The sequence below is a fragment of the Vibrio sp. Vb1980 genome (assembly GCF_033338615.1).
Lineage (GTDB): Bacteria > Pseudomonadota > Gammaproteobacteria > Enterobacterales > Vibrionaceae > Vibrio > Vibrio alginolyticus.
This window is the reverse complement of record NZ_JAWOSZ010000012.1, coordinates 14676-28609: the sequence shown is the minus strand read 5'-3', so window position 1 is coordinate 28609 and position 13934 is coordinate 14676. Positions and strand designations below refer to the sequence as shown.

Sequence of the window (13934 nt, the reverse complement as noted above, 5' to 3'; positions counted from 1 at the left end):
ACGAAAAATCCCCCAGCAGGAAACTGTTGGGGGATTTTTTAGCTTACAGCAAAATGCGTGATTACTGATTTAAAAAGCTGACCGCTTTATCTGGGAAATCAGTAAACAAACCATCCACTTTTACTTGGTTGTAGTACACATCCATCATGCCTTCAAAGCTGTCAGTGTACGCTGGAATGCGTCCTGGATCGGCGCGGAACGTGTATGGATGCACTTGCAAGCCAGCGTCTTTTGCAGCCTTCATCAACGGCTTGATGATGATATTGTCTTTGGTTGACTTATCATCCACCAGCATCGGCTTCCAAGGTCCAATTCCTTCCGCGTAACTCGCTACTTTCTTCATTCCGTCGGCTTCGAACATCCAGTCATAACTGTATGGTGTTGCCTTGTCGCCTTTGTACACCATAGTTTCGTTCCAGTCCGTGTAAGCCATAAGCTGAACGAGCTTTAAGTCCATGTCCATTGCAGGCATGAGTTCACTGTTGATGCGTTGAAGTTCATTCGCATCAAAACACTGAAGGTAGACTTTGTCGTCTTGAGAGCCGTAACCGTACTGCTTCAAGACTTTAAGTACTGCTTTAGAAATGTCCTTACCTTCATGACGATGGAACCAAGGCGCTTTAATTTCTGGGTAAATACCGATGTCATAACCCAGCGTTTTGTTTAAGCCTTGGATCAGCTCAATCTCTTCAGCAAACGTCGGCACGGTGAAGTCAGATTTCCACATAGGGAATCGGGTTGGATAGCCCGCTACTTTGTTGCCTTTCTCATCGATGTTGAACCCTTCGGTAACTCGCAAGGATTTGATTTCCGCCAGAGTGAAATCAATCGCGTAATAACGACCATCTTTACGTGCACGATCAGGAAAACGCTCCGCAACATCCGTTACGCGATCGAGATAATGGTCATGCAACACGACCAACTGGTCGTCTTTCGTCATTACCACATCTTGCTCTATGTAGTCAGGTTTCATTGCGTAAGCAAGTGCTTTGGCTTCTAGCGTGTGCTCAGGCAAGTAGCCCGATGCGCCACGGTGCGCAATGACAAGCGGCTTCGCAATCGCACCAGCAGAGAGGCTAAGTGCTAAAAAAGTAAGACATACTGACTTTGTTTTCATTGTTATTTCCTTGATAAAGCGAAGAGGCAGTATTCCACTGCCTCTTTAAATAAATATTACGCTAGCGCTTCCTTCTCGCGCTCTTTTTGCTCGTGGTGCGCACGTTCACCTAAGAAGGCGTACATCAAACACACGATAGAAGTAATACAAGAACCCACTAAGATGATAAAGCCACCATCCCAGCCAAAGTGGTCTACGGTGTAGCCCAAAATCGCGTTTGCGGCAACTGCCCCACCCAGGTATCCAAACAAACCAGTAAGACCAGCGGCAGTACCTGCGGCTTTCTTCGGAGCGAGTTCAAGTGCGTACAAACCGATCAGCATAACCGGACCATAGATTAGGAAGCCAATTGCAATAAGCGCCATCATATCTACTGTTGGGTTGCCCGCAGGGTTAAACCAATAAACCATCACTGCAACTGTCACTAGCACCATAAATAAGATACCAGCAGGTGCACGACGACCTTTGAACAATTTGTCAGAGATCCAACCACACAATAGTGTTCCTGGAATGCCAGCCCATTCGTATAAGAAATAAGCCCATGACGATTTATCTACCGAGAAATCCTTCGCTTCTTTTAGGTAAACAGGTGCCCAGTCCAGTACGCCGTAACGAATTAGGTAAACAAATGCGTTTGCAATTGCAATCGACCAAAGAAGTTTGTTGTTGAAGACGTATTTGAAGAAGATTTCCTTCGCTGTCATTTCTTGTTCATGGGACTTGTCATAGTCATCTGGGTAATCGTCTTTGTATTCTTCAATAGGAGGCAGACCACAAGACTGAGGGGTATCGCGAACCGTCATCCAAACAAACACAGCAACCAACGTGGCGAAAAATGCAGGAACATAAAATGCAGTGCGCCAATCATCGTTAAATGCCCACAGGCCAAGAATAAATAGTGGACCAATCAAGCCACCACCCACGTTGTGCGCCACGTTCCAAACCGAAACGATCTCACCACGCTCTTTACGTGACCACCAGTGCACCATGGTTCGGCCACAAGCAGGCCACCCCATCCCTTGGAACCAACCGTTTAAGAAAAGCAAAATGAACATCGCAGTGACGCTACCAGTCGCCCATGGCATAAAGCCAAAGCAAAACATCACTAATGCAGACATCAATAGGCCGCCACTAAGGAAATAGCGAGGGTTGGAGCGGTCTGAAACGCTGCCCATTAGAAACTTAGAGAGACCATATGCAATGGAAACAGCTGCCAAGGCGACACCTAAGTCTCCGCGGCTAAAGCCTTGCTCGATAAGATAAGGCATCGCCAAACTGAAGTTTTTACGAACTAGATAGTAACCGGCGTAGCCAACAAAGATACCGATAAAGAGTTGCCAACGGAGGCGAGAGTAGGTGCTATCGATGCTGCCAGGGGACAGACGATCAATGTGCGCCTTAGGTTTGAATATTCCAAACATAGGAACCTCATTATTTTGTATGCGATGGTAAAAACACAAAAGGAGCGAACGAAAAAAATAAATCTTCGTTCGAAAGTTCATGAATTGTATGGAGTTAGGATTTTATTTCTGTGACAAATGTTGCACATGGATTAAATATAAGTAAATACAGTAAATTATATGAGCATTAATTAGATCATCGTTCAACTTTACTCAAGATTCGTTAATATGAAACTGATGTTCAAACCTCTCACTTGAGCATTCTAATTCGAAACCTTTGAAACAAAGGCTCGAATTAGAACATAAACTAACCGTAAAAAGGGCGATTTACGCCTGCCCTACTCGCTCCGAACCAACTAATAACTAAAAAGCTGAAAAACGATCACGTTTAGCATCAAACGAAATAAAAAAAACAATTTTTATTTGAATACAAGCCGAAGCAATGATTCACAAACACAAGACATTAACAGCGTTTATTCTCTTATCAACTCATCCTATTGGTACCAATGGGATGACGATTTTTTCTAAAAGTCCAAACATGACAGCGTATTTTTTATATCACTGCTATCCCTTGATACATTTGACATTCCGCTACTCCTTTAGGGTTAATTGCTACACAAGTTCTGTGCAATAAGTCTCCAAGCACGTAGCAGCTTCACAAAACTCCTCTTACCAGTTGTGCATTCTTTTTCACATCGGTAATTTGAGCGCTCTCAACACTGGCCTCGTGACAAATAAATTATTTTCGTTGTGTTCTTTTCCGGTTAAAAGATGCGCCATTTAACAAAAACGAAGACTTTGATTAACAAATTTATGCTCAAACGCTCATTTTTAACGCTCGTTTGTTTTCGCAAACGTTTATATATGCACAATAGTATCGTGCTAGACAGGCAAAAATGATCAAAGGACTTTTAACATGACAACGAACAAACACCCCTCTCTGCTTGGAGAATGTTTGGCCGAGTTTATCGGTACAGGACTACTTATTTTCTTCGGCGTAGGCTGTGTTGCAGCCTTAGTTCTAACAGGCGCATCATTTGGACAATGGGAAATCAGTATTGTATGGGGCTTCGGTGTCGCCATCGCTATTTACTGTACGGCTGGCGTCTCTGGTGCACACATCAACCCTGCCGTTACCATCGCACTTGCTATGTTCCATGGTTTTGATAAGGCGAAAGTGGTGCCATACATTATCGCTCAAATGCTTGGGGCATTCTGTTCTGCTGCATTGGTATACAGCTTATACAGCAACCTTTTCACCGACTACGAAATCGCTCATAACTTCGTTCGCAGCAGCCAAGATGCACTAGCAACTGCTGGTATCTTCTCAACCTATCCGCATGCCTCCCTCTCTTTCTTTGGTGCTTTTGCTGTGGAATTCGTTATCACTGCTGTGCTGATGTTTGCGATTCTGGCTCTGGGCGATGAAAATAACGGCGCGGCACGTGGCGCAATGAACCCTCTATTGATCGGTATTTTGATTGCCGTCATCGGTGGTTCACTTGGCCCACTAACAGGCTTTGCTATGAACCCTGCTCGTGACTTTGGACCGAAGCTGTTCGCTTACTTCGCAGGCTGGGATTACGCTCTGACAGGTGCTAAAGACATTCCTTACTTTATCGTGCCTTTACTTGCTCCGATTGCAGGTGCATGTTTTGGAGGTTGGTTGTATCCAAAAGCGATTGCCGCTTACCTTCCACAACAAGGTCACGGTTGCACGATTCCAAACCAATGTGAGACGGAAGAAGAAACAGAAGAAGCTAGAGCTTAAACTGACGTAACTCGAACATTTACTAAAATATAAATAACGAAACAAAAGGATTCTTACCATGACTGAGCAAAAATACATTGTTGCCCTAGACCAAGGTACAACAAGCTCTCGCGCAGTGATTCTTGATCATGATGCGAACATCGTAAGCGTCGCGCAACGCGAATTTACTCAGATTTATCCAGAAGCTGGTTGGGTTGAACATGATCCAATGGAAATTTGGGCAACACAAAGCTCTACCTTAGTAGAAGCTCTAGCTAAGTCTGGCATCCGTAGCGACCAATTAGCGGCTATCGGTATTACTAACCAGCGTGAGACGACCATCGTCTGGAACAAAGAAACAGGTAAACCCGTTTACAATGCGATCGTATGGCAATGTCGCCGTACTGCTGATATCTGTGAAGATTTAAAAGCACGCGGTCTCGAAAACTATGTACGTGACAACACTGGTTTGGTGCTTGACCCTTACTTCTCAGGTACCAAAGTTAAATGGATTCTGGACAATGTTGAAGGCGCACGAGAAGACGCAGAAGCAGGTAAGCTGTTGTTTGGTACTGTCGATACTTGGTTAGTTTGGAAGATGACTCAAGGTCGCGTTCACGTAACCGACTACACTAACGCATCGCGTACCATGCTGTTTAACATCAACGATCTATGTTGGGATCAAAAAATGTTAGATGAGCTTGGCATCCCAGCATCTATGATGCCAGAAGTGAAGCGCTCATCGGAAATTTACGGTAAAACCAACATCGGTGGTAAAGGCGGTACTCGTATTCCTATTTCTGGAATCGCAGGTGACCAACAAGCAGCGCTTTACGGCCAAATGTGTGTTGAAGCGGGTCAAGCGAAAAACACTTACGGTACGGGTTGTTTCTTGCTAATGAATACTGGCCAAGAAAAAGTCACTTCGACACATGGCCTTCTAACTACTTTGGCTTGTGGTCCTGCAGGCGAACCAGCTTATGCACTTGAAGGCGCCGTATTCATGGGTGGAGCTTCTATCCAATGGCTACGCGATGAATTGAAAATCCTAAACGGTGCAGAAGACTCTGAATACTTCGCGACAAAAGTGGATACATCAAACGGCGTTTATGTCGTGCCAGCATTTACTGGTTTAGGCGCTCCATACTGGGATGCCTACGCACGTGGCACGATTGTCGGCCTTACTCGCGGTGTGAATTCAAACCATATCATCCGTGCAACATTGGAAGGCATCGCTTATCAAACTCGTGACGTACTGGATGCGATGCAAGCTGACTCAGGCATTAAGCTTGCGAACCTTCGCGTCGATGGTGGTGCAGTAGCGAACAACTTCCTAATGCAATTCCAATCCGATGTATTGAACACAGAAGTACACCGCCCTCAAGTAACTGAGGTTACCGCTCTTGGTGCAGCCTACCTTGCCGGCCTTGCAGTTGGTTACTGGGATAGCATTGATGAGTTGCAGAATAAAGCGGTACTTGATCGCACCTTTGAGCCACACGATGATGAAGAAAAACGCAATCGTCGTTACAAGGGCTGGAAACGTGCAGTGAAATGTGCACAAACCTGGTCTGAACTTCACGACGAAGAAGATTAATCTCATCTCCATAAGAAAAAAAGAGCGCCATTTGTGCGCTCTTTTTGCGCTTTATCCCCGATTCCTGAACTCGCTTACTTCTCACAACGAGCAAATTCGAGCACAATAGAGCTTCGAATTTGAAGCATTGGCCGTTACCAATGCACAAGGGAGTGGTAAGTGAAGCAAATACCTCGACACCAGCAGATTGTTGAGCTGGTGAAAAAACAAGGCTATGTCAGCACGGATGAGTTGGTAGAAAGATTCAATGTCAGCCCACAAACCATCCGACGCGATCTCAATGAACTCGCCGATGACAACAAAATTCGTCGTTATCACGGTGGAGCCACTATTCCTCTCAGTTCTGAAAACACATCTTACAACACGCGTAAAGCGCTCAACTTCAATGAAAAAGATGTCATTGCAGACGAGGTAGTCAAACACATTCCAGATGGTGCCACACTATTCATCGATATTGGCACCACACCAGAAGCAGTTGCGCGAGCGCTCAATAAAAACCATAAACAGTTGCGTGTTGTCACCAACAACATCAATGTTGCGACCATTCTTTTCCCTAACCCTGAAATCAAAGTCATCTTAGCGGGTGGAGAAGTCCGCAGCAGAGACGGCGGTATTGTTGGCGAGGCTACCCTCGATTTCGTTAAACAGTTCCGTCTCGACTTTGGTATTCTCGGCATTAGCGGTATCGACTTCGATGGCTCGCTATTAGACTTTGATTACCACGAAGTCCGGGTAAAACAAGCGATCATTGACAATAGCCGTAGTGTATTTCTTGCCGTAGACCACACCAAGTTCGGGCGCAATGCTATGGTGAAACTAGGCAATATTGCACAGCTCAACATGATCTTTACCAATAAGCAGCCACCAGAAGAAATCTTGTCAATTTTGAAGGAAGCTTCTATCCCACTTGAAGTGGTTGAAGCTAACGAATCAAACTCCGAAAACGAGTAACGTCAATCGTATAATTCCCCCTCAAATGACCTCTGTCTTAATTAGACAGAGGTTTTTTTGTGTCTAAATCACACAAAACGCTCACAAACGAAAATAATAGATGATCACAAACGAAACCTGAGCTAGGATTACATTATGTTCTAAAATGCTCGTTCGCTCACCAAGAGGTCAAATTTATGAGTATACAAAATAATGCTTCCACTACTAGCTCATCCACTACCTTAGACTTGATCGTAATCGGTGGCGGCATTAACGGAGCTGGTATTGCGGCAGACGCAGCAGGCCGAGGTTTGAGTGTTGGCTTATATGAAGCAAATGACTTCGCATCTGCGACTTCTTCAGCAAGTTCTAAACTGATACACGGCGGTTTACGCTACCTTGAACACTACGAGTTTCGTTTAGTTTCGGAAGCGCTCGCAGAGCGTGAGGTTATTCTTCGTAAAGCACCACACGTCGCACTACCAATGCGTTTCCGTTTACCGCATCGCCCATTCCTACGCCCAGCTTGGATGATTCGTTGTGGCCTTTTCCTTTACGATAACTTGGGTAAACGTACGACGCTGCAAGGCAGTAAAACCGTCAACCTTGCGAAATCTGGCTTGCTAAAACCAGAAATGAAAACGGGTTTCGAATACTCTGACTGTTGGGTTGATGATGCACGTTTAGTATTACTGAACGTTCTTGCGGCTCGCGAAAACCATGCTGAAGTGCGTAACTACTGCCGTGTGGAAAAAGCACACCGTGAAGGTGGTATCTGGCATGTTACTATTCACGATGTGATGACAGACCAACGTTTCGAACGTAAAGCAAAAGCGTTAGTCAATGCTGCGGGGCCTTGGGTAAAACAGTTCTTTGATGATGGATTAGAGCAAGCCTCTCCTCGTAACATTCGCTTAATCAAAGGCTCGCACATCGTTGTTCCTCGTATCCACAACGAACCGCAAGCCTACATCCTTCAAAACAAAGACAATCGCATCGTATTTATGATTCCTTACTTAGATAAGTTTTCAATCATTGGTACAACAGATGTGGAATACAAAGGTGACCCACGCGAAGTGTCGATCTCAGATGACGAAGTCGATTACCTCATTGATATCGTAAACCAACACTTTGTCCACCAGTTGACTCGCGAAGATGTAGTTTGGACATACAGCGGTGTTCGTCCTTTATGTGACGATGAATCTGACTCTCCGCAAGCAATCACACGAGACTACACGCTAGAGCTCGATGCGGAATACGACCATGCACCTCTGCTTTCTGTTTTTGGTGGTAAGTTAACGACCTACCGTAAGTTAGGTGAAGCAGCAATGAAGAAACTTGCTCCGTTCCTACCTGAAATGGGTAAAGACTGGACGGCCAACCAAACCCTTCCTGGTGGTAACTTCAGCTGTAGTCGTGAACAATTAGCTAAACAAATTCACGCTAAATACACTTGGGCGCCAGAAGCATTGATTCTTCGTTATGTCACACAGTTTGGTACCCAAACCTGGAACTTAATGGAAGGCACAACAAGTGAAGCTGACTTAGGACAAACGTTCTCGGCACAAGCAGGTGGTGTTTACCAACGTGAGATCGATTACTTAATGAACCATGAAATGGCAATGACCGATGAAGACATTTTATGGCGCCGTACTAAGCTTGGTCTTTACATGAACGAGGAAGAAAAACAGGCCTTAACGGACTATTTAAAGAAAAAGCTACAACAGAAAGTGGTTAATCTTTCTCAAGTTGGCTAACAGCTCCCCTCCCTCCCCCACAATAAAGCCTGCTTAGTTGCAGGCTTTTTGTTTTGTTGTTTAAGCACAACATCTTGGTGCGCTCCACTCGATTGCAAATAAGAACAACTATTCATAGACATTTGGCGTTAAATACAATCATACTCATTTGAAAAATAATGCATCAATGACTTCAGAGTACCGTACTCAGAGCATTGCCTTTGTATGGCAAGCAATTCTCGCGAAAGAAGTATCTTGAGGTTATTTTGGTATCGGCTCAAACAAGGAAAAGAAAATGGGTTTTATGATTGAACATTGGGACTTCTCAACCCCAGAAGCAACTCAACAATCCACCACGGCAGAGCAAATTCAAGCTAAGCATTGGTACCATTGCGAACGGCTGCATCCCGATATTCGTGGTTGGCTGGAGCAGAACCAAGTACCTAGAGCTACGGTTGATCATCTATTAGCCGACGAAAGCCGACCATCTTTCCATCCTTTAGATGACGAAAACTTCATGTTGATTTTACGAGGCGTCAATATGAACGGCAATGCATCACCAGAAGATATGCTTAGTATTCGAATTCTCTACTTTCAAGGCGCACTCATTTCAACTCGTAAAATTCCATCACGCGCGATCATGGAGATTCGCCAAGCATTAGCGGAACACAAAGGCCCAAAAAGTCTTGCTAGTTTACTTCATCAGATCATTGAAGGATTAAACAGTAAAATAGACATTTACCTTGATACGATTGAAGAAACACTAAACCAGTTCGATGTGAATGATGAGTCGACGTACAAACATATGGCGACTCAAAAAGCGCTGATTTCTATCAAGCGTTTTATTCGCCCTCAGCAGTACGCTATCCGTGATCTTGTGGAGTCAGAATCAGAATTGATTGCTTTGAGACCTCATCAATATCGCTTCGCACACAATAATATTACGCGCATAAATGAAACACTTGAGTTTTATCTTGGAGAAGTGGCGCTTTTCCAAGAAGAGATCAAACATCATCGTGATGAGAAAACCAATAAAAACAGTTATCTGTTTACTTTGGTAGCAACGATTTTTCTACCAACCAGCTTCTTAACAGGTTTACTCGGCATCAATGTTGGTGGAATGCCAGGTGTGGAATCCACCATGGCATTCACCTGGTTCTGTATCGCCTTAATTGTCATTTTTGGTCTAGAGTGGTGGCTATTTAAACGCTTGGGGTTCACGAATAAAGCGGACGACGAAGACGAGTAAACACTAAACCTATAAAGAACAAAAACCAAAAGAGGAGCACGCGGCTCCTCTTTTCTCTACTCACATTAGAATCTTATCCGGGGTGACCATCCACACGAGGGGTCACAAGCATCACACCAAAGCGCCACACAAACAGCCCAAACGCAACAATCCATAATCCGCCGCTGATATCAATCCACAGTATCATGTTCGCTGGGTCAAAGATCACGGCGAAACTGCGAACCAAAGCTGCCGCGGTAATCGCTGTAAACGCAAGGCTCATGTTTGGCCCTTTGTAGATCATGCGACCAGTATGTCCCATCGTCACCCGTGCAATCATCGCTAAAATCAAACCGCCTAACGCACCTATCGCAAACAGGTGAATGAGGTTATGGCTGGCAAATGCATCTCCCCAGACGCCTCGCAAAATTAAGCTTAGTGGTAAACACAAATACGCAGCATGCAGCGACCACACTAAAGGCTCGCTCAGGGTTAACCAAGGTTTCCAGCGAACAAAACGCACCAACTGAGCAACACCTGCAAATAGCATCAAAGGACTACCTAGTTCTGCAAACGTCACAGGGAAAAAGCTCAGCACAAATAGCATTACCAATGGCAAGTTCGCGAACCACTCTAACCAAGCCAATGGTTGCGCTTTTTCGAAATTAAATCGACGCGCAGTAAAAAATGGAATCACACGTCCGCCCATCACTGACAACAGCAAGGTAAACCACCACAGCATTGCTTGCCACACCGCTGAAGAGCTAAAGGGCGGCATACCTTTTATCGTTGCGTAGCTTGCAAAGTTCGCAAAGATGGCCAAAAGAAACAGTGGAACGAAAAACAAATTACGCCAACCTTTGGCTCGATACACACGAATGCCCACCTCATAGGCGACAAACAGTAAAAATACCGCTTCGATACTGCTGGTTAACCATAACGGTGCTTGTGTCCAAAGCAATATGCGGGGCACTAACCACAAGCCAAATAAAGCCAGAAGCATGTAATGCTTGGTACCATTAATGCCAGTCCAGTTTTGTACCGCGGTCAGTACAAAGCCAACTACGATTGCCATCGAAAAACCGAACAACATTTCATGTACGTGCCACCATAATGCCGGTACAGCTAATGCGTTTGGCTGTCCGCTCTGGAACATCCACACCCACAACGCGATCGCAACAATGGCGTAAATCGACCCAAACAGAAAAAACGGCCGAAAGCCTAATCGCAGCCATGCGGGGATTTTTTCTTCCACTTTTTTATCGGTGATATTCAGCATTATCTTGCCCTCAAGCGTCTCTTGATGCTGGTTGACTCAACTACAATATTGATGCTACCACAAACATTCATAAAAAATACATGTTTATAATTAAGATTATACTTAAGAGGTAAAGTTGTGCTTCAGAGGCGGGTTAGGTATAAACGGTGAGAGACACAACCATCAGTTAAGGGATGCAACGAAGATGTACATATTTGGCTATGGCAGTTTGATTAATTCTGCGTCACGTAAGTTAACCGGACAAACGGGAGAAGCCATTCCCGTCATTGCTCATGGACTGGTGCGCTACTGGGGGAAGATTGACGACAGCTACAGCCTCTCTCCATTAGTGGTGAACCAAGGCGATGGACAGGTTAATGGCGTTTTACTCGAAGTGAATAAAGAAGCGCTCGCAGAATTCGACCGCCGTGAGCGAGGTTATCATCGTATTCAACTTCAGCCAGATCAAATCGAAACAGATGCGAGTTTTAACCAAGAACATGACATTTGGGTTTACGTAAAAGACGAGCCACTACCACCATGTGCAAAGAGCCCAATCATGCAAAGTTATGTTGATACCGTGCTGGCAGGTTGCTTGGAAGTTTCCCACGCGTTTGCAGAGCATTTTGTGCGTCACACCATTGGCTGGCAACACGCGAAAGAAAATGACCGCCATCAACCCAAATATGGCAACCTTGCAGGCGTACAAGAGCACCATTATGAGTTGATTGATAATCTAATAAAAAAAGGAGCCTAACGGCTCCTTTTTAGTATCTATGTTTTGCTTATGCGAGCTTAAAACTTGTAATCAACGCCAACGTACAGGCTGTCAAAATCAAATTCAAGATCGCCACCACCTTCAACATCGATGGTTACTGTAGAAGCACGGTAGCCACCAGAAACAACCAGACCTGAAGCAAATTCATAACCCACTTCAGCACCATAGTTAAAGCCAGCATCGCTACCATCAGTCTTACCAGTGAAACCAGAAAGGTTTGATTTTGCCTCTAAATCAACCCCAGTTACACCTAGACCAACAACAGCACCAACATAAAAACCAGTGCCAGAGAATTGGTACTTAGGTTTAGCATTAAGGTTGAATGAATAACCTTCAACAGTAGCTTCTAACCAATTACCCGCGCCCGATGCTTTTTCTTCGAAGCTACCGTAGTAAATGTACTCACCTTCTAAAGCCAATTTGAAGTTTTCTGAATATTGCAGCTCTTTACCTACCGCAATACCCAAACCTGTAGCTGAAGAGCTGTAAGAGTGACCTTCAACTTCAAGATCAGAGTTAAGAATATCTGCGCCAACATACCAGTTACCTTTTGCTTGAACTGACGCTGAAGCAACCACTGCACCTAAAGCCAATAATGGCAATACTTTTTTCATTATAATTTCCTATGTTTTTCATACTGTTAAACAGTTTTTAAAAGCGCGGAGATTATAAATAGAGTTGAATACTTTCCTATTGATTTGTTTATAAAATGAGACACAAAACATAAACATGAACAATAAAACGTTTGCTTGATTAAACTCTAAACAGCTCGAGTCCTATTAAGTACTAGAGTTACCACAAGTAGCAAGTTTCCAAACCAGTCGCGTTTTTCAGTATTTTTACAGCAATATAATCCTTACGTTTACGGCTTTATTTATTACTCAATAGAGTGTATTTCATGAAAACAAGTTGGCTTGATATGCTGATTTAAAGTGTTTAGGACTGTCTTACTAAAGGTTTGTGCATCTCTAAGTAGCTGTTTAAAATAGTCAGATTATTGAGCTCACACTTGGGCAGTGAGCAGTGCCGACGGGAAATTTACATGGCAAAGCTAAAAGATATCGCCATTGAAGCGGGCGTCTCACTTGCAACCGTATCGCGGGTTTTGAACAACGACCCAACGTTGAGCGTTAAAGAAGAAACCAAATACCGCATTTTGGAAATTGCAGAAAAACTGGAGTACCGCACCAGTAGCTCGAAGAAAGGCATCAAAGAAGTTAAGCAAAAACATCACTTTTTAGCCTTATATAACTACAAACAAGAAACAGAGGTAAATGACCCTTACTACTTATCAATTCGTCATGGGATTGAAACGCAATGCGACAAATTAGGTATTACGCTAACCAATTGCTATAACAGTGAAATTGATGTTGAAACGAAAAAGATAACAGGTGTCCTTTTAGTCGGAAATGTCGACCAAAAGGTAGTAGATAAATTACCTAAACGTCTAGCCGATAGCATCTGCTACATAAACTTTTCAGATCCAACCTGCCCTTATGATTGCGTTGATGTCGACCTTATTCGAATCAGTAGGCAAGTAGTTGATTTCTTTGTACAACGAGGCTACCGCCGCATCGGTTATATTGGCGGTCAAAACAAGCCCGACGCAGCTGACACTCGTGAAAATGTGTTTTTGGACTATGGCTATCTAAAAGGCGTGGTCGCAGAACAAGATATACACTATTGTGCCTGCTCTAGTTTGTCCGGTTATAACTTAGCGAAAGAGATGCTAGCCAAAGGTGACTTCCCGAAAGCAGTATTCATTGATTCAGACTCCATCGCGATTGGCATAGTACGTGCAATCCATGAATTTGGCTTAAAGATACCAGAGGACATTACGTTGATTAGTATGAATGATATTCCTACTGCTCGCTTTACCTTTCCGCCGTTGTCTACAATTCGTATTCACTCTGAGTTGATGGGAACTCAGGGAGTAAACTTACTGGTGGAAAAATACCGAGATGGACGCTTACTCCCTCTTCATGTATACGTTCAAACAGAGCTTAAACTACGTGGTACAACTCAATGATACCTTTTCCATTAATCTCTTTTATGAATTAAACCTGGAACATCCCCCCCTAACCAAAGACATTCATTTTGCACAATCAGTACTGTTTCGGTGTAACGCCGATAACTCAGC

11 protein-coding genes are annotated in these 13934 nt (G+C 44.1%); 7 read left to right on the top strand and 4 right to left on the bottom strand.

Features of this window, described 5'->3' with window-relative positions; genetic code table 11:
- Positions 1-61: 61 nt before the first annotated feature.
- Together glpQ and glpT are read right to left on the bottom strand one after the other, a co-directional pair.
- Positions 62-1117 (bottom strand): glycerophosphodiester phosphodiesterase, encoded by a 1056-nt coding sequence (gene glpQ / locus R7F64_RS16920; protein ID WP_005380201.1) that lies wholly within the window; start codon positions 1115-1117, stop codon positions 62-64.
- A 56-nt stretch (positions 1118-1173) separates the two neighbouring features.
- Positions 1174-2538, bottom strand: coding sequence for a glycerol-3-phosphate transporter (gene glpT, locus R7F64_RS16915; protein WP_005380199.1), 1365 nt, complete (start codon positions 2536-2538; stop codon positions 1174-1176).
- An 895-nt stretch (positions 2539-3433) separates the two neighbouring features.
- On the opposite strand from glpT, the gene R7F64_RS16910 reads away from it, so the two are divergent.
- The 5 genes from R7F64_RS16910 (at position 3434) to R7F64_RS16890 (ending at position 9779) form a co-directional block, all read left to right on the top strand.
- Positions 3434-4288 carry an MIP/aquaporin family protein gene (locus R7F64_RS16910; RefSeq protein WP_005380195.1) on the top strand — a complete coding sequence of 285 codons (855 nt, stop codon included), beginning with the start codon at positions 3434-3436 and terminating at the stop codon, positions 4286-4288.
- 58 nt (positions 4289-4346) lie between these two features.
- On the top strand, positions 4347-5864 hold the full coding sequence (gene glpK / locus R7F64_RS16905; protein WP_005380193.1) for a glycerol kinase GlpK: 1518 nt from the start codon (positions 4347-4349) through the stop codon (positions 5862-5864).
- A 159-nt stretch (positions 5865-6023) separates the two neighbouring features.
- A complete protein-coding gene (locus tag R7F64_RS16900; RefSeq protein ID WP_005380192.1) occupies positions 6024-6815 on the top strand; it encodes a DeoR/GlpR family transcriptional regulator in 792 nt (263 codons plus the stop codon).
- 176 nt (positions 6816-6991) lie between these two features.
- The gene (gene glpD, locus R7F64_RS16895) at positions 6992-8551 is read left to right on the top strand and encodes a glycerol-3-phosphate dehydrogenase (RefSeq protein ID WP_017636005.1); all 1560 of its coding nucleotides are present in this window, start codon (positions 6992-6994) and stop codon (positions 8549-8551) included.
- A gap of 274 nt (positions 8552-8825) precedes the next feature.
- Positions 8826-9779 (top strand): CorA family divalent cation transporter, encoded by a 954-nt coding sequence (locus R7F64_RS16890; RefSeq protein ID WP_318071919.1) that lies wholly within the window; start codon positions 8826-8828, stop codon positions 9777-9779.
- Positions 9780-9852: 73 nt separating this feature from the next.
- Here the strand turns inward: R7F64_RS16890 and R7F64_RS16885 are convergent, their stop codons facing one another.
- Positions 9853-11037, bottom strand: coding sequence for an NnrS family protein (locus R7F64_RS16885; RefSeq protein WP_213868650.1), 1185 nt, complete (start codon positions 11035-11037; stop codon positions 9853-9855).
- Positions 11038-11221: 184 nt separating this feature from the next.
- Here R7F64_RS16885 and R7F64_RS16880 point away from each other — a divergent pair, with 184 nt between their 5' ends.
- Positions 11222-11773: a gamma-glutamylcyclotransferase family protein gene (locus R7F64_RS16880; RefSeq protein WP_017636002.1), complete on the top strand. Its 552-nt coding sequence runs from the start codon at positions 11222-11224 to the stop codon at positions 11771-11773.
- A gap of 38 nt (positions 11774-11811) precedes the next feature.
- On the opposite strand, the gene R7F64_RS16875 is transcribed toward R7F64_RS16880, so the two are convergent.
- Positions 11812-12408, bottom strand: coding sequence for an outer membrane beta-barrel protein (locus R7F64_RS16875; protein WP_012841470.1), 597 nt, complete (start codon positions 12406-12408; stop codon positions 11812-11814).
- A gap of 428 nt (positions 12409-12836) precedes the next feature.
- Here R7F64_RS16875 and ebgR point away from each other — a divergent pair, with 428 nt between their 5' ends.
- Positions 12837-13823, top strand: coding sequence for a transcriptional regulator EbgR (gene ebgR / locus R7F64_RS16870; protein ID WP_167415415.1), 987 nt, complete (start codon positions 12837-12839; stop codon positions 13821-13823).
- The last annotated feature ends 111 nt before the right edge of the window (positions 13824-13934 follow it).